This window comes from Streptomyces cahuitamycinicus, assembly GCF_002891435.1.
Lineage (GTDB): Bacteria > Actinomycetota > Actinomycetes > Streptomycetales > Streptomycetaceae > Streptomyces > Streptomyces cahuitamycinicus.
In genome coordinates this window covers 13,938-30,549 of sequence record NZ_POUC01000046.1, presented here as the reverse complement: position 1 = coordinate 30,549, position 16,612 = coordinate 13,938, and the positions used below count along the sequence as shown (strand labels likewise).

At 68.9% G+C, this 16,612-nt stretch carries 12 protein-coding genes and 5 pseudogenes; 9 read left to right on the top strand and 8 right to left on the bottom strand.

Translation table 11 applies throughout. The features are described from left to right. Positions 1–3,452 (top strand): GH32 C-terminal domain-containing protein (locus C1J00_RS09260; RefSeq protein WP_102908547.1); only part of this gene is annotated, 3,452 nt, incomplete at its 5' end. Positions 3,453–3,873: 421 nt separating this feature from the next. Here the strand turns inward: C1J00_RS09260 and C1J00_RS09255 are convergent. From C1J00_RS09255 to C1J00_RS46575, 3 genes and pseudogenes are all read right to left on the bottom strand, one after another. Next, positions 3,874–4,536, bottom strand: a complete 663-nt coding sequence (locus C1J00_RS09255; protein ID WP_245936279.1) for an S-4TM family putative pore-forming effector — start codon at positions 4,534–4,536, stop codon at positions 3,874–3,876. A gap of 97 nt (positions 4,537–4,633) precedes the next feature. Further along, entirely contained in the window at positions 4,634–5,356 is a 723-nt protein-coding gene (locus C1J00_RS09250) for a hypothetical protein (protein ID WP_245936278.1), read from the bottom strand. A 611-nt stretch (positions 5,357–5,967) separates the two neighbouring features. Beyond that, positions 5,968–6,289 (bottom strand): annotated as a pseudogene (locus C1J00_RS46575) (NAD(P)-dependent oxidoreductase); the annotation flags it as partial. 311 nt (positions 6,290–6,600) lie between these two features. Here C1J00_RS46575 and C1J00_RS09240 point away from each other — a divergent pair. The 3 genes and pseudogenes from C1J00_RS09240 to C1J00_RS09235 form a co-directional block, all read left to right on the top strand. Then, positions 6,601–6,756: pseudogene (locus C1J00_RS09240) on the top strand (transposase); the annotation flags it as partial. A gap of 205 nt (positions 6,757–6,961) precedes the next feature. Continuing rightward, positions 6,962–7,117 carry a hypothetical protein gene (locus C1J00_RS45155; RefSeq protein WP_180989474.1) on the top strand — a complete coding sequence of 52 codons (156 nt, stop codon included), beginning with the start codon at positions 6,962–6,964 and terminating at the stop codon, positions 7,115–7,117. A 565-nt stretch (positions 7,118–7,682) separates the two neighbouring features. After that, a complete protein-coding gene (locus C1J00_RS09235; RefSeq protein WP_146046160.1) occupies positions 7,683–8,063 on the top strand; it encodes a hypothetical protein in 381 nt (126 codons plus the stop codon). Between the two features lie 14 nt (positions 8,064–8,077). Here the strand turns inward: C1J00_RS09235 and C1J00_RS09230 are convergent. Both C1J00_RS09230 and C1J00_RS46570 read right to left on the bottom strand, forming a co-directional pair. After that, positions 8,078–8,635: pseudogene (locus tag C1J00_RS09230) on the bottom strand (ISAzo13-like element transposase-related protein); the annotation flags it as partial. A gap of 54 nt (positions 8,636–8,689) precedes the next feature. Further along, positions 8,690–8,884: pseudogene (locus C1J00_RS46570) on the bottom strand (bifunctional DNA primase/polymerase); the annotation flags it as partial. 294 nt (positions 8,885–9,178) lie between these two features. On the opposite strand from C1J00_RS46570, the gene C1J00_RS09220 reads away from it, so the two are divergent. After that, on the top strand, positions 9,179–9,709 hold the full coding sequence (locus tag C1J00_RS09220) for an META domain-containing protein (protein WP_102908545.1): 531 nt from the start codon (positions 9,179–9,181) through the stop codon (positions 9,707–9,709). Between the two features lie 267 nt (positions 9,710–9,976). Here the strand turns inward: C1J00_RS09220 and C1J00_RS09215 are convergent, their stop codons facing one another. Both C1J00_RS09215 and C1J00_RS09210 read right to left on the bottom strand, forming a co-directional pair. Then, positions 9,977–10,669, bottom strand: coding sequence for a transposase family protein (locus tag C1J00_RS09215; protein ID WP_102908544.1), 693 nt, complete (start codon positions 10,667–10,669; stop codon positions 9,977–9,979). Continuing rightward, a pseudogene (locus C1J00_RS09210) lies at positions 10,650–11,889 on the bottom strand (IS256 family transposase). The gene C1J00_RS09215 and the pseudogene C1J00_RS09210 overlap by 20 nt, the downstream one beginning before the upstream one ends. A gap of 652 nt (positions 11,890–12,541) precedes the next feature. Between C1J00_RS09210 and C1J00_RS09200 the strand changes: the two are divergent. Continuing rightward, positions 12,542–13,036, top strand: coding sequence for a hypothetical protein (locus C1J00_RS09200; protein ID WP_146046159.1), 495 nt, complete (start codon positions 12,542–12,544; stop codon positions 13,034–13,036). Positions 13,037–13,078: 42 nt separating this feature from the next. On the opposite strand, the gene C1J00_RS09195 is transcribed toward C1J00_RS09200, so the two are convergent. After that, complete coding sequence (locus tag C1J00_RS09195; RefSeq protein WP_245936277.1) at positions 13,079–13,894, bottom strand: winged helix-turn-helix domain-containing protein; 816 nt, start codon at positions 13,892–13,894, stop codon at positions 13,079–13,081. Between the two features lie 447 nt (positions 13,895–14,341). On the opposite strand from C1J00_RS09195, the gene C1J00_RS09190 reads away from it, so the two are divergent. The 3 genes from C1J00_RS09190 to C1J00_RS09180 all read left to right on the top strand — a co-directional run bounded on the left by C1J00_RS09190 (position 14,342) and on the right by C1J00_RS09180 (position 16,595). Next, positions 14,342–14,794, top strand: a complete 453-nt coding sequence (locus tag C1J00_RS09190) for a hypothetical protein (protein ID WP_102908542.1) — start codon at positions 14,342–14,344, stop codon at positions 14,792–14,794. Between the two features lie 183 nt (positions 14,795–14,977). After that, positions 14,978–15,433, top strand: coding sequence for a regulator component (locus tag C1J00_RS09185; RefSeq protein WP_245936276.1), 456 nt, complete (start codon positions 14,978–14,980; stop codon positions 15,431–15,433). Then, the gene (locus C1J00_RS09180) at positions 15,420–16,595 is read left to right on the top strand and encodes an MAB_1171c family putative transporter (protein ID WP_102908540.1); all 1,176 of its coding nucleotides are present in this window, start codon (positions 15,420–15,422) and stop codon (positions 16,593–16,595) included. The genes C1J00_RS09185 and C1J00_RS09180 overlap by 14 nt, the downstream gene beginning before the upstream one ends. The last annotated feature ends 17 nt before the right edge of the window (positions 16,596–16,612 follow it).

Here is a 16,612-nt window from a genome sequence, read left to right as displayed (position 1 = left end):
CGTACGCGAACGACCGGCCCCGGGTCACCGTCACCGGCACCTGGACCCGCACCTTGGACGGCGGCCAGAAGGCGACCGCCGGCCGTCGAGGGCCCGCCCTCGCCCTGTCCGAGCAGCAACTCGCGACCAAGGGCAGGTACGCGGCCCGCGTCACACCCCAATCCGCCGCTTCGGTAGGCGCGTTGGTGTTCCGGGCGGCCCTGGACGGCTCGGCCGGATACGCGGCCGCCCTCGACCCGGGCCGCGCCCGCATACGGCTCTACGACCTGGCAAGCGGCGACACCCTCGCCACCGCGCCACTGCCCGGCGCGCGGGCCGGAAAGTCCTATGACCTCGAAGTGGCAGTCGACGGACCCGAGCTGACGGTGCATGCCGACGGCAAGCGACTCCTGCACACCGAGGACCACCGCCACGACACCGGCTCGGTGGGCCTGCTCGCCCAGGGCGGCAGGGTCACCTTCGGCGCGCCCTCCCTCTCCTCGGTCACCACCAACCTCACCGGCTGGACCACGAGCGGCGGCACCTGGGCGGCGAGTCCGCTGGGCTGGCGCGCGGCCCCAACCGAGGAAGCCACCGCCCGCGCGGTCACCACGACCAAGACGTACGACACCGCGCTCCAGGCCGACCTGCTCCTGCACGACGCCTCCGCCATCGCCGCATTGCTCGTACGCGCCGACGCCAAGGCCACGCGTGGCTACGGCGTCCAAGTCGACCCGGAACAGGGCAGGCTGCGGCTCTATCGCATCGACGGCGACGTCACCCTCGGCACCTACGCGACCACCATCAAGGCTGACACGGTCTACCGCCTGCGCGTCGAAGCGGAACACGACGAGCTGCGCGTGCACTGGCAGACCAACTTCCTCTCTCCCGACGGTTACGCCCCCGTCATCACCGCCCAGGACTCCACGCACACGAAGGGCCAACTCGCCGTCACGGCATCGGCTGGCGAGGTGTCCTTCGAGAACATCGCCGGCGCCGACCTCACCACCGGCGTCCGGGGCTGGATGGCCCGCTCCGGCACCTGGACCCCCGACCTGCGCGGCATCCGCGGCGAGAACGGCCTGCGCACGGCCCCCTTCACCGACGGCGACCTGGTGGCGAGAGCCGACATCACACCCGGCGACCGCTCCTCCTCGGCCGGCCTCGTCCTGCGCGCGTCCGCGAACGGCTCCGGCGGCTACGAAGCCCGCCTGGAAGCCGGCCGCAACGCCGTCGCCCTGCTGGACCGCTCCTCCGGCACCCGCCTCGCCTCCGCCACCGGCCCGGTCCGACCCATCACGGCCGGAAGCACGTACGGCGTCGAGGTCCGCGCGACGGGCACAACCATCGAGGTGTACGTGGACGGCGTACGGGCGCTCAAGACCCGCGTATCCCACACCAAGGGCGCCACCGTCGGCACTGCGGCCGCGCACGGGACGTCGTACTTCCAGAACGTCGAGATCCACAGCACCGCCGACTACTTCACCGAGCCGTACCGCCCCACGTACCACTACTCCCAACTCACCAGCTCCACCAGCGACCCCTGCGGCCTGCTGCACTACGACGGCGAGTACCACCTCTTCCACCAGGACGAGGGCCGCTGGGCACACGCGGTCAGCACCGACCTCGTCCACTGGCAGCCCTTGCCGATCGCCCTGCCCTGGAACGCCTACGGCCACTGCTGGACCGGCTGCGCGGTCGTGGACGCCGACGACACCTCCGGTCTCTTCGACGGCGGCTCGGGCCTGATCGCGTACTACACGAGCTACCACCCGGACAAGCCGGGCGGGAACGCCAGCGTGCGCATCGCGTACAGCAAGGACAAGGGTCGCTCCTGGCAGCTGCACGGCGGTTCTACCCCGGCCCTGCAGAACCCGGGAGGCCCCGACGCCGGCTGGACCTTCCGCGACCCGAAGGTCATCCGCGACGAGGCCCACGACCAGTGGCTGATGGTCGTCTCCGGCGGCGACCACATCCGCTTCTTCACCTCCACCGACCTCCTCACCTGGACCGAAGTCAGCTCCTTCGGCTACGGCGACTGGGTCACCCCGGGCGTCTGGGAGTGTCCCGACTTCTTCCCGCTGCCGGTCGACGGCGACAAGGACAAGCTGAAGTGGGTCCTCACCCTGAGCACCGGCGCCGTACGCGCCACGAACGGCTCGGCCGCCCAGTACTTCACGGGTGAGTGGAACGGCACCGGTTTCACTCCCGACCAGAAGGCCGGCACGATCCTGCGCGTCGACTCCGGCCGTGACTACTACGCCGCCATGTCCTTCTACGGCCTGCCCGACGACCGCCGCGTCTGGCTCGGCTGGATGAGCAACTGGGACTACCCCTTCAGCGCCCCGACCGGCCCCTGGAACGGCCAGCTGAGCACCCCCCGCGAACTGACCCTCACGGACACCGCCGACGGCGTACGCCTGGCGCAGCGCCCGGTCCCGGAGCTGGTAACGCTGCGCACGTCCACCACGACCCGCAAGGACCTCGCCGTCGGCCCCGACTCCACGAACCCGCTCGCGGGAGTCCGAGGCATCGCCTACGAGATCGAGGCCGAGATCACCCTCGGCACCGCCACGGAGATCGGCTTCCGGCTCCGGACCGACAACGACCAGTACACGACAGTCGGATACGACACCGAGGCGCAGGAACTGTTCGTGGACCGCTCGGCGTCGGGCCTGAGCGACTTCACCCAGTACTTCGCGGGCCGCACGACCGCACCGATGAAGACGACCGACGGCCGCGTGACCCTACGCGTGTACGTCGACTCGTCCTCGGTCGAGGCATTCGGCGCGGACGGACAGGCCGCAGTGACCAGCCTGATCTTCCCCACGCCGGACGCCGACGGCATGGCCTTCTACGCCAAGGGCGGCACCGCACACATCGAGTCGCTCAAGGTGCACAGACTGGACAGCACCTTCCGCCTGGTGGATCGAATGAAGCCGCTGGTGACCGCCCCGACCGGCGGTGAATTCCGGTCGGACCTCGGCAAGTTGACGATCACCCCCGCCGGCCGCTGGTCGACGGACAGCGCGGGCCGCGCCGGAAGTTTCGACAAGGACTCCAACGCTATCTCGGCCCGCACGGCGACGGACGTGGATTTCACCTCCCTGGTCCGGCTCGGCGGCCCCGAGCCGGACACAGGCGGCGCCCTCTCCCTCCTCTGGCGCGCCTCCTCCGACGGCACAGACGCCTACTGCCTCAACATCGACCCCGACCTGCGCGCGATCCGCCTGGTCGCCAAGGCCGACGGCTACTTCGACGACGCCGCCGCCCTCGCCCGCGTCCCGGCCCTGGTCCGCCGCGGCACAACGTATCCGGTCCGCATCCTCACCGAGGGCGACCGCATCCAGGTGTTCCTCAACGGCGAGCGGATCATCGACGTGACGGACACGACGTACACGAGCGGACACATCGGCCTGAATGTGTTCGGAGGGAGGGCGGCGTACCAGGACACCTACGCAAAGGAGCTGTGACCGCCGGTCCGCCCACCCAAGACGATTGGGCCCGTACAGGCTCCGCCCCCGAGGCTCCGTGTGCCACAGCGTCGGGGATCAGCGCGACACTGCGGATATCTTCAACTGCGGCTACGCCCTCCAGGAGAAGGATGCCTACGTGCGCGGCGCGCGAGCGGACTGTCCAGCACGGGCCCACGAACCACGAAGCGTGTGGCGCTGACTGGACGGAACAGCACCACACGGCAGCGTCGGACACTGCGGCAAGGATTCGCTGGAATGCCTCCGCCAGGAGAGCTACTCCTCGTCCGGTTCATCACGGGCGGCTGGTCGTAGGCGCTCAGGAGCCCTGCAATGCGCTGTTCGCGCGTCTTCAGGCACCTGGTGTCGTCTGAAGTTGTGGCGGTGTGCTGGGTTGGCTTCGAGTGTCCGGTCCGGCGCACTATGTGGGTGAGGGTGGGTTTTTGGCGAGGCGGAGACGGTGGCGTTCTGCGGTGTCGCCGAAGTCGCGTTCGTCGTCGTCGCGGAAGCGGTTGTAGAACCACTCGGGTACTCGGGTGGTGTCCAGGCGGGTGCGGAGTACGCCGTCCTGCACGTCCCGCGCGACGTTCCGCAGTCGGTGCCATTCGTCTTCGGGGACTCGGCCAGGCCGTCCGTTGTGCAGCTCGGTGTTGACGACCTTGGCGAGGCGGTCGCGTTCGTCGGCCACCTTGCGTTGGCCGGACCAGATCTCGTAGGCAATCTGGTAGGCCGCCAGGGACGGGACGAAGAAGCTGAGGAGGGTGTCGCCCAGAGTGGCGTCCGCGATCACGAGACCGGCGACAAGGCCGATGGTGGTCCACAGGATCGCAGTGGCGGCGATGAGGTGGCTGTAGCGACGGCGGAGGCGGGCGTCCCAGGCGAGGTTCTGTTCCTGGGCGATGAACACGTCGTAGGAATGATGGACGTCGTTGGTGGGGTCGTACCGGCCGTCGGTGATGCGCTGGTCCTTCGCGCCACCTTGGGGAAGCTTGCGCGCGAGACGGCGGACGTCGGGTTCGGGGATGGGGTCGCCTGCAACGGTGGCACGCCACGGCAAGTGGAACAGGGCGACGTCGAACATCATCGGACGGCGACAAGCTCACAGCCATACCCGGAACCCCCCAGCCCCGACGATCTTACGAATGACCGACTCAGACCCACGCTCGGAATGTAGGACAAGCTCAGTCGTCGTTTCTGATGTCCTCGCTCGGCAGGAATCTCTGGCGAGCCCAAAGGCTCAGCAGTGCCGTTCCGCCGACCAACAGCGGCACCGGGTCTCGGGCAGGCGCAGCCAGCACGTATCCCAGCACCGTGGCCGTGCAGACCGTCAGGGGAATGAACGCCGCCGCACCCTCTATCCCCCATCGCAGCGCGGACTGAGCGGTACCCAGGGCGCTCGCACCGCCGGGCACCCAAGGGCCGACAGCAACCACCAGCAGTCCCGCGGTAGCGCAGGCGTCGACCAGCTGACAGGACATCACCTCGGGGCCGTGCGGGCCGACCGCCCACAGTCGCAGGGTGTCGCCGATCAGCATGAGGGACAGCCCGGCGATCCCGACCCACAACGTGGCCCTCTGGTCGCTCCGTACGAGACGGCGCAGAGCGAACAGAAAACTGAGGAACACGACTTCCGCAGCCCACAGGACGCCGACCATCCCCGTCCCCAGCCGCCAGCCGTCACCGGCCCCCCGCAGCAGTACCCATCCCGTCATGAAGACGGCCCCGGCTGTGACGACCCCGTCGAGCACGCGCCGCAGCAGCACGTGCCGGCCTGTACCGGCATCGGCCGCGACCACCAGACCAGCCATCCCCAGGCCGACCGTCAGCGTCACTCCGGTGACCACCACCGAACCCAGCAACGATCGCCCGTCCCCTCCCGAAGCCGGAGGCTGAGCCGACAGCACGGTGACCGCTCCCCGGTACACACCTCCGGCTACCGCGGAACCCCCCAACAAAAGCAGACGCATCCGCACTCGTCCGCTCGTTCCCCTCGCGCGGAGCGTCACAGAGGCCGCCAACCCACAGCAACCGATGGACGGCCCGAAAGCCACCATCCGCGCCGCCCCGCTCCCGGCCGCCCACGACCCGGCGAACGTCAGCACTGTTCCCACGAGACATGCCACACCGACCACGCCCCAGGTACATGCCCAGGTCCGATGGCCGCGGCCTGCCCGGCGCCTGAGCACGTCCGGCGACCTCCCCAACCCCGACATCAGGTGCGCCTTCCCACCGGTCCCCGCTCGAAGGGCCTCGCCCGCAGCCCCGGATCCATTCAGAAACCGTAAACACCTGCCACCGGACCCGAACGGAACCATCGGTTCATTCACTCGTACTGCGTAAGGGAGAGGATTTTTCCGCGACGGGGCAAGCCCGCTATGAGAGTGGGCGGGCCGCAGCCACCGAACCCGTGCCGCGTACCCTGCCCATTGTCGGCGTCGACGCCGTCCTCGACTGCCGCGAAACCCTCAACCAAGCACGCAACAACTGATTGCTCCCTTGTAGCGTCGGGCGCCAGGCTGGCGCGGTCCAGCCGGGCGGCACTCGCCGCGGCCACGTCCAGGCGTACGCCGTTCTTCTCGCCCGCCCGGACGATCAGGCGGGCGTCCTTGGCGGCAGTCGCCACGGCGAACTGGGCCGCAAGCAGCCCATGTCGCGCGGGCAGCCCGCGATGGCGTCGAAAAACTCTGCGGGTCCACGCCGAGCGCCTGCGACAGCGCCAGCACCTCGCCGGCCGCGGCGGTGGTCGCGATAAACCAGCTGTCGGCGAACAGCTTCAGGCGGGTGGCGGTGCCAGCCGCGCCACTCTCACAGGGCCACACGGCGCGGGCGCCGACCGCGGCCACAGCGTCACGGACGCCCCCCATAGGCGTTGGACTTTGCGGGAGCGAAGGATGCGTCCTGATTGGTCCCGCCGTGGCCGTAGCCGGGCGGGCCTTCGTGGGCGATGCGATGCACGGCGGCGCCGGGGCTGTCGGCGGCACCCGGTGCGGCCGGCCGAGGCGGCTGGCGGGCCCGGTCGGGGCGGCGGGTCCCGAGCGGGACCACGGTTGGGGAGCAGGGACGCGTCACGGACCTTCGTCCGCTCCGCGTCGCGCGACGGGCCCCGGGTCCGTCGGCAAGCAGCCTGCCCCGCACCTCACCGCTCGACGTCGGCCCCTCACCCGTCGACCGGGCTGTCCCGGCTCCAAACACCACCTGCTCGTCGACCGTCGCGGAACCCCGCTCGCCGTCACGCTCACGGGTGGCAACCGGCACGACGTCACCCAGGCTCCTGCCACTGCTGGACGCCGTCCCATCGATCCGGCGCTCTTGAAGCCACCGGTCCTGGGATTAATTTGTCCCACGGAACCGTGAACGTATTGCCCGGCCAGGTTGGGACGGATGCATGGAAGTGAAGGCGGTTGTGGCATTTGCGGCCGAGCGTACGTCGTGTGGGGTGCAAACGACGGGCGGCGTACGGTTCGGGTCGGACAGCGCTCCGGCGAGTAAGCGAGTGGGAGGGAAGCCGGGTGGCAGAGCGGTACCGCGTGGAGTGGACCTACGAGGGCAGCTCGATGGCGTCATACGACACCTATGACCTTGCCGGCGCCGAACGCTACCTGGCCAGGGTCATGGAGGACCCGATCGCCGAGGACGTCAGGATCGTCGAGGCCGAGCCCGAGTAGCGGGCCTCGACGCGCGGCGTCGGCCGGCGCCTGCCAGGTGCCGTGGCAGGTCGGACTTGATGCGATTCAGGATCCGGTGTTTGCGGCGAACACGGATTCTGTGGTGCCGCGGTCATCACCGCCGGCACGAGGGGACGTCTTTCGTCCGCTCATGGAGGTCGCCCACGCCCCGCTACTCAACGGGCTTCTGTGCAGTCGTCTTGTCAGGCCTGCCCCGGAAGCGTTCGGCGGGAGTGCGCCTGCCCTGGCGGAAAGCGGCGAGACCGGCGTCGAAACCTATCGCGGATCCCACGAACAGAACCGACTCGTCGCATCCCACGAGGATGCTTCCTCCACCCCGGACGCCGGCTGGCCACACACAGATTCCGAGTCCGTCGGGCAACTCCCGTACGGTGAGCGCTTCAGCAGCGCCGAGGTCCCCAAAGAGCGTCGCTGCTATGCGTGCCAGGCGATGGACATCCATGTCACACTCCCCTTCGTTCCACCCGGAACGTACCTTCTCACGGGCAAGGCAGAGTGCCTGGCGGCGTCACCTGCTTGGCGCTTGCCCTGAACCTTCCGCATTTTGAAGAAGGAGCTTGTTGTGGATGCCGCCACGGCTCGATTCATAGCAACCGTCGCGGCTCTGCCGCCCGAGGCTCTCGCCGCCGCGTTCGACCACGCCGTCAGCCGGCGTCGGCAGGGCGGCCGTGAGGCGAGCCGTGCCCCCCGGCTCTCCGCATCGGAAAATTCCGAGCTCGACCACGCCGTAAGGTCGGCACTGCTTCCGCGCAGTGAGGAACTCAACGCATACCGCGCGGGACTCCACTCGGATGCCAAGTCCGTCTGCGTGATCGCAGCCAGGGCCGTACGGAAACCCGCCACGCTCCCAGCCGAGCAGTACGCCCTCCTCACCGCCCCGTTCACAGTCGTCGGCGTCGCAGTCCCCCGCCACCACGCCAACTAAGGGCTTGCAGATCATCAACACGTCGTCTTGATCTTGTTGTGGGGCTCGCCGGTTTGGGCGAGGACTCGAGCCTTGAGGGCGGCAAGGACGATGGGTGGCGTCGTCGCGGGTGGGATGGTGATGCCGTGCGCTTCGAGGAGTTTCCTGTTCTTCAGGAGGGTGCGGTGCATCGCCGTCCGGCTGCTGCCGAACAGCACGGCGAGAGGTTCCGCGGCGAGGGCGAGCCGCAGATGGAGCACCGTGGCCAGGACCTGTTCGGGGAAGGCGAGCCTGGGCGGACGGCCACGCCGGGTATCGCCTTCGAGGGCCAAAGTCCCTGTGAGGGGGTCCAGTTGTGCCGGGACATGCCGGTCAGGGCGGGATCGGATAGCAGGGCCTGGTCCCACTGCGGGGCCGGCTCCTGCGGAGCCCGGGCCATCGGGACGGCCGGACGGGGCTGCGGGTGCAGGGCATAGTTCCAGTCGCCGTGGAAGGCGTGCCGGGTCAGCGGCAGTGCCGCCATCTCTGCGTCATCGATGCGGACTCCGGTTGGTGTTGGTGTTGAGTGCGGCTCGCACGCGCAGTCCGGGCCGAGCGGGACGTCGACGCGCTGTCCGGGGCCGAGCGGCAGCGGGTGCGGCTCGCGATGGCGCTCGCCTCTTCATGTTGAGTCGGCCGCCACAGGCGTTGTTGGCGCATCGGCGGCAGTTGCCGAAAGGCACAATCCCGGCCCGTAGGGGCAGCGGGGGCAGGCCGGAGGCGGCCAGGTCGAGCGCGGTGCGTAGATACTCGTTCATGCCGTCGTACCGGCGCTCTCGCCGGATGTCGGTGGGTCGGGTCATCCTGGAGACCTCCACAGGTCTGCTAAGGACAGGTGGATTGGCGGCGGCCCCGGTTCTTGGCGGAAGGGGGGCCGCCGTTGTCGGTGGTCGGGCCGGTCAGGCGGCGGTCTCATCGTCGCCGCGCGCGCGGTGGTGAGTTGTCCGTCGAGGGTGCGGGTGAGCGCACGTGGGGGACGTGCCGATCTCGCCCCACTGCTGACGCTGATGGGCTGACCGCAAGACTCCACACGAGGGACTGGACAACGGATTGGCAACAGCACCGAACCCACCGCCCGCCTCGTGCGTCGAAGAGTCATGAAGCGGACAACAAGAGCGAAGTACGCCGCCGCGGCTCTGGCTGGCACAGCGGTGCTGGCCGCCTGCGGCACGGTGTCCGATAGAGGGAGCAGTTCGGTCGGAGACGGGAGCGCCACGGACATCGCCGACATCCGCTGGGTGCCGCAGAGGGTGACCGTGGACAGCAAGGACTATGTCCTCCCCAAGGGCGACCAGTTCCGGGTCGACGAGGCCCATGTGACGTTCAAGCCCGGCGCCGCCGAGCCGGACGTTGGCGGAGGGGAGTCCGGCGGCACTGTGGGCTGCAACAGCTTCGGTGCCGACGTTGAGATCAACGGCGACACCGTGCAGGTCTCCGACCTCGCTTCGACGATGATGGGCTGCCCTGGTCCGGTCCAGGAGTTCGAAAAGCGGTTCATCAGCGTCTTCAGGGGCACGCTCAAGGCCGTGGTCGAGGAGCGCGACGGTACCAAGACCCTCAGGCTGACCAGCAGTAAGGGCGACAGCATCACCCTCGGCGGGGGGAGCGAGGAGACGGCCCGCCCCTGACAGGCACCGGTGGACGATCGACCCCCTGACTTGGCCTTGATCCACCGACGGGGGTTTCGAAGGGACCTCCGAGGGCCTGCGAGGCGGGTTCTGGGCTCTCCGGCTGATGTGTGGGCCAGGGTGCATCGGGCTGGTTTCCGGCCGGCCAGTGCACGGCTGGTGTCAGCCCCGGCGACCCCCGTCCTCCGCCATCTCGGCTCCACCCGCCTTCACGCCTGATGATGGATGTCCGGGTCGTCCCGGTCGGGCCTGAGCCAGTGAGCGGTTTCAGCGTTGACGCTCCAGGGTGAGGACGGCAGCGGCGATGAGCGTCATGCGGTTGGGGCTGCATCGGGCTCTGCGGAAGAAGCGCCAGGACTTGAGTCTCGCGACGCTTCGTTCGACCGGTGCTCGTGCCGCTGACAGGGCCCGGTTGATCGTCCGTTGGGTCGCGTTGAGGTCCTGGTGCGGAAGACGTCTGATCGGCGTGGTCACCCATGAGCCGGCGCCGATGTAGGCGCGGTCGGCGAGGATGGGCACGCCCTGGCGTTCGCAGATCCGGATGATGCGGTGGGTGCGGGCCGCGGTCAGGTCGTGGGTGCGGCCAGGCAGCGCGGGCGAGATCCACAGCAGCTTGCCCGCAGGGTCGGCTACCACCTGCACGTTCACGCTGTGGCGGCGGTGCTTCTGGGAGAAGTCGGCCCGGCTGTCACCGACCCGGTCGCATTCGGCGAGCGTTCCGTCGAGCAGGACGTGATCGGGATCCGTTTCCCGCAGGACCCGCAGTAGTCCGGGCGCCCGGCGGGACAGATGGCCGACGACGGCGGTGACGTAGGCGTGAGCAGTACCGACGGATATGCCGAAACCGGCGGCGATCTGCGCGAGCGTGTCGTGCCGGCGAAGGTAGACCAGGCCGACGAGAGCACGCTGGTGCGGTGGGAGCTTGCAGCGGCGGTCACCCTCACGGGTGACGATGAGCATGGTTACCCACTCGACCAGGGCGTGCGGGAGGTCGAGTGCGGCAGGGTAGGGGTGCGTTTACGGCCCGCCACCGCTGCTGGGCGGACTCGACGAGCTTGAAGACCATGGCCAGGGCGGCGGTGCGAGAGCCGGCGCCGCGAGTGACCTTGGCGCGCAGGCGGACGGTGGCGAACGTGGACTCGATGGGGTTGGTCGTTCGCAGATGGATCCAGTGTTCGGCGGGGAAGTCGTAGAAGGCCAGCAGCTCGGCCTCGTCGTCGGTGATCTTCTTGACGGCCTTGGGGAACTTCGCGCCGTAGAGCTGGGCGAACGCTTGATCCTTGGCCGCGAGGTCGCGGTCCTCGGCGTTGTAGATGTCCTGAAGCGCCTTGCGGGCGCCGGGCTGGGCCGACTTCGGCAGTGCGTTGAGCACGTTGGCCGTTTTGTGAACCCAGCACCTCTGATGCCGGGAGGCGGGGAAGACCTCGGCCAGGGCCTTCAGAAGCCGAGAGCTCCGTCGCCGACCGCCAGGACCGGGGCACGCATCCCCCGGCGGGCGCAGTCGCGCAGCAGGTCTGCCCAGGACTCGCCCGACTCGCGGTAGCCGTCCTTGAGTGCGACCAGCTCCTTGCTGCCGTCCGCGCGCACGCCGACGAGGACGAGTACGCAGGCTTTGGCCTCCTCCAAACGGACGTTGAGGTGGATGCCGTCGGCCCACACGTACACGTAGTCGATCTCTGCGAGGTCGCGGTCCATGAAGGCGGCGTGGTCGGCCTGCCACTGCTGGGTCAGGCGTGTGACCGTGGCCGGGAACTGCCCGGCCGAGCTGCCGAGGAACTGCTCCAGCGCGGGCACGTAGTCTCCGGAGGACAGGCCGTGCAGGTAGAGCAGGGGCAGCACCTCGCTGATCTTCGGGCTCTTGCGGCACCAGGGCGGCAGGATCGCGGAGGAGAACCGCTTGGGCTCGCCCGTCTCCTCATCGACGCGCTTGTCATTCACCCGCGGGGCCTTCACTTCGACGACACCGGCTGCGGTAGTGACCTTCCGGGGCTGGTGGTAGCCGTTGCGGACTACGAGCCGCCGCCCATGTTCATCCCGCTGGTCAGCCAACTCGGCTATGTAGGCGTAACTTCGGCCTCCAGCGCGGCGGCCAGCATCCGCCTCGCGCCCTCCCGGACAAGTTCGTCGATCAGCGACGACCCGTTGTGCGCGGAACCGTCCTCGTTGACTACCGTGAGCACGGACGTACCTTTCCCGGCCGGTGCTGCGAACACCGGTCTTGCTCGGTGACCTATCGATCAATCACCCGGGAAGGTACGTCCTTCCCGGGCTGATCCACAGGTTCTGAGCATTGCTCGTCTTCCCATCAGGTATACGTCTACGCAGGACACCCGCCGGAGTATGCCGACAGGGGTCCTCATGTGTCACGTGCGATCACAATCGAGTCATCAACCCCACGGACCCACTCACGTCACAAGGCCCTGACCTGGACTTACGTGCTCACCCTGGACCAACTGGACGCCCGTGGACGATTTCTACGACACGTGCCATGTGGCACCCAGTGAGGGACCCAGGATCAGGACGGGAGCGTCTTCTGGCCCGTCAAAGCGGTATTGCAGGGTGTTCGACGGTGTCTCACTCACGCCTCAGACCCTCTCACGTATCACGAAATCTCACACAGCCGGGGGAAGCCGACGGCTCGATGCATCCGTGGCTCGACTCGTCGGGCACTGCCGACGGCCTCGTCGATCGAGTCTGAGCCTCTCAGCGTGTACGCGCGCCCCTGACGCAGCGTGGCCTGTTGGCCGCGCTCTCGCCCGGTCCTCACGTCGACGCGCTGCTTCCTTCATCAGCACAGCTGCCAGCTGTTCCGACTTTGCAGCAAAGCATGTGGTGCCGTTCCGACGGTCGGGACGACGTAGCGTCGAACCCCTCCGATCAGCGCCTGACAACCACCCCTGGCTCGCCTGGAACCGCCGCCGCGGTGACGGCCCTGGCCTCGCGCTGGTCCTGGCCGGACTGGGCTTCATCGCCGAACAGCGCGGCGACGCCGACCGGGCCCTGGCCTACCACCGGGACGGCCTCGCCGTCGCCGCGACAACCAAGGACCCCCGCTCGGTCGCCCTGGCCCTCGAAGGGCTGGCGGGCGCGTACTCCCTGTCCGGCGAGGGGGAACGGGCGACCCGCCTCCTCGGCACGGCGGCGGCGACCCGCGAACGGGCCGGCGCCCCGCACCCCCCGGCGGAACGGGGGGGCGACGTGGAACGCATCGCGGCCCGCCTGCGCGCCACGATGGACGAGGCGACGTACACGCGCGAGTTCACCGCCGGCACCCGACGCACCCACGAAGCGGAGGCCCTGGCCGAGACAGACCCGCGGGCACCATGAGGCCGCGAAGGGTCCGGGCGTCCCGGCCGTCGCCGAGACCGGTCAGTCCCTCCGGCCGAGTACCGCCTCGCCGAGATGTGTCAGGCGATGCAGGGTCAGGTTGTCCCGGCGTTCGGCCGCGACCATCCCGGATCTGCGCAGGACACCCAGATGTCTGCTGACGGAGGGGTGGGAGAGGTCGAGACGGCGGGATATCTCGCTGATGGACACGGGCGACCGCAGGGATTCGAGGACGTTCGCGCGGGTGTGCCCGAGGAGGTCGCTCAGGGCAGCGGTCCGGTCCTCCTCCTGCTGTTGCCAGAGTCCGGCGGCGGTGTCGGTGGTGGGGCTGACGTTGTAGACGAGGACGGGGGCGTCCTGGCCGCCCGTCTCCGCGTCGAGGACCATCGGCCCGGGCGCGAACAGCGACGGAGCGATGACCAGGCCCTCCCCGAGCGGGTCGGCTCGCTGCTCCTCCTGTTGGTCGTCCACGTGGAGCAGGGGTGCGTGCCAACTGATGGAGGGGTGCAACTCGTTGAGGAGGCTTTCCACACCGCCGGAGAGAACGGCGCGGCCGCGCGCTTCTCGTTCCTGCTCCAGGTGGTTGCGTATGCGTCCCCAGAAGGGCACCACGGCCACCGAGCTGAAGCGCCGGGTGTCGGCGTGGGGCGCCGCTCCCGGCGCACGTCGCAGGAATCCGTTGCCCGGCGTGCCGGAAGGGCTCGCGTGGCGCAGTTTTCTCCGCACCTTCATGCGCCAGTCCGCGAATTCGTCCGGTCGCGTGTCCGCGTATCTGAGCTGGGCGAACCGGACTTCGAGATCCAGTCCGAGAGAGCCGACGAAGCGGATGCGGGAAAGGTCCTTCACCGTGAGATGCATGCAGACCAATGCGCTGTCTCCTCAACTCGGCTCGTGCGGTTCGTGTGCCGAACCGGCGGGGAGACGTCGAGCGCTGCCGGTGGTCGGGCACGGCAGAGCCCGCGGGGCTTTTGAGCACTTGACGAGGCCGGTGTGCGGTTCTGCGTCGGATCCCGCCGGCTCCGGTACGGATGTCATCCCCGTGATTCCCCCTGGTACGACGCAAGCACTCGGGGACCGTACTCAGCGGATGAAAGGGTGTCAACTGATCCGCTGGGCACCCCCGGTGCCCCCTTCGGTCGCCATCCCCTCCACCCACTCCCCCACACGCAGCGCAGGGAATGTTTTGAGCCAAAGGGGGGCCGCGCGCCTGGAGGGAGTGGGCAAGGCGGCGGGTCGCTGCGTAAGTTGGATGTCCTATCCTGTCCGCTGGACACAGACGTGTTATCGCGCCCGGGAGTTGGAGACTTGGCCAGCAGCAGCAACGGCGACAACGGCACGACAGGCCCGTCATCCCTGGCCCGACGGCTTGAAGACATCGTCAACGCCTACTACCGGGGCAACCGTCCTCCCTACAGCAAGATCGCGGAGGAGATCCGCCAGAGCACGGGGCGGACGTTCTCGGCCACCTACCTCTGGGAGCTGACGACGGGCCGGAAGCGGAACGTGACACGCGACCACCTCCGGGTGCTGGCGGAGCATTTCGGCGTCACGCCGGACTACTTCACCGATGAGGAGGTCTCCGAGAGAGTGAGGCGCCAGATGGAGTTCGCCGTCGCCCTGGGCAACAGCAAGGTCCGAACGCTGGCCTTCCGTGCCGACGGGTTGTCGGAGGCAGGGCTCGACGCGCTTCTCGCACTCGTGAACGCGATGTCCAACGAGTCCGACTCCGCAGGAGGACAGCAGCGTCCCGGCCGGTGAAACCATGCGGAAAGTCGGGGCAGCCACGACCAGTGAGAGCAAGAGGGACGAAGCCCGCTCATGCAAGCGTTCAGGCGTCTTTCGCGTTTCTGTCATCCGGGACGGGGGTGACAGCAGGTGAGACGAACGGGGGAATACGCCAGGTTACAACGGAAGTGTGCGGCGATCCTGCGTGATCTCGGGGTGCACCGCTCCCTTTCCTTCGACGCGATCCGTGAGCGGGTGGAGGAACTCAGAGGCCGCCCGCTCGTTCTGAAGGAACTGCCCGAGCAGGCAGCGATCGCCGGAGCCTGTGGCCTCTGGCTGGGCACCGACGACGCCGACTACGTCTTCTACGAGGCCCGGACCGCGCCTCTCCACCGGGAGCACATCATCCTGCACGAGATCGGCCACGTCCTGTGCGACCACCATCGGGGCATCACGGACCCGGGCGACGAGCTGACGGACCGGCTCCTCAGCGGTCTGCAACCCCATCTCGTGAAGCGGCTGATGGCTCGGACCAGTTACACGACCGCCGAGGAACAAGAAGCCGAGATGATCGCCAGCCTGATACAGAGCGCCGGGAAGACCGGACCGGTGGCCGGCTCTCTCGGCCGTCTCGGCGCGTTCCTGGGAGTGACGGACGATGTCGGCATCTGAGCTGGCGACCAAGGTGGGGCTCCTCAGCATCGTCACCATGTGGTTCGCCCTCGTCCTGCGTGCCCGGCCCGCGCTGCGCCAACCGCACCAGCGGGGGCTGTGGCTGACGGTCCTGGCCGCGGCCGTCGCCATCACGCTGTTCCAGCCCGAGGTCGTCGGCCGGCTCACGCACGCCGGCGTGGAACTGCACACGGTCGCCCTGACCCGGAACCTGATCGGCGTCCTCAGTGCCGGGCTGGTCCTTCTCTTCATGGTCGGTTCCACCCGGGTACGCCACCTGCGTCTCACCGTGGCGGCGGGGCTGACGACGGTGATGGGCGCGTTGGTCGCCCTGGACCTGCTGCAGGGCGACCACCCGCGCGAGAGTGTCGCATCCGTCCAGGGGCCGGCCGACCCGGCGTTCTCCTACTGGTTGATCCTCATCGTGGCCCACTTGGTCGGTGACGCCGTCGCGCTCGTGGTCTGCTGGTCGTACAGCCTGCGTACCGGGGATCGCGATCTCGTCTGGTCGCTGCGGCTGTTCGCCGCCGGAAGCGTCCTCGCGCTCGCATTTTGGTGCGGCTACCTCTGGCACCTCTACGGTGGCAGCTCCGCCCTGCTCCCCTACCTGTCCCTGATCATCGGCGTCCACGGCTGCATCAGGGCGGCATCGCTGCTCGTCACCACCGCCACCGCCCTCGTCCGGTCATGGAGCGCCCTGCGTGTCACCTGGCGTCTGTGGCCACTGTGGCGCGATCTTGTTTCGGCGGTGCCCCAGGTAGCGCTCTCCAGCCCACAGCGGACCAGGCTCCAGGAGGTCCTGCGACCGCGGTCCCCGCTTGCGCTGCAGGCTCACCGGCAGACGATCGAGACCTACGACGCGCTCCTGGATCTGCAGCGATTCGTCCAACCCGGCGCCTATGAAGAGGCGCAACGGCATGCGCGGCAGGCCGGGGTGCCGGACCATCGGCTCGCCGCCGCCGCACTGGCCGGAGCGCTGGGCCAAGCCCGACGGGCCAAGCTCGTCGATGCGCCCCCGTCCGTCCCCCGTCCGCTGCCCGGTGTGGAGCACGGCAGCCCCGCGACCCTGCTGGGGATCGCCCGGATGTGGCCGTCGATGACGGACGCGCTGCCCTGGCACGACGAGCGAGTCGACGCGGTGGCACCGCCCCACCGCGAGTGACGGGCGGGCGGCACGGC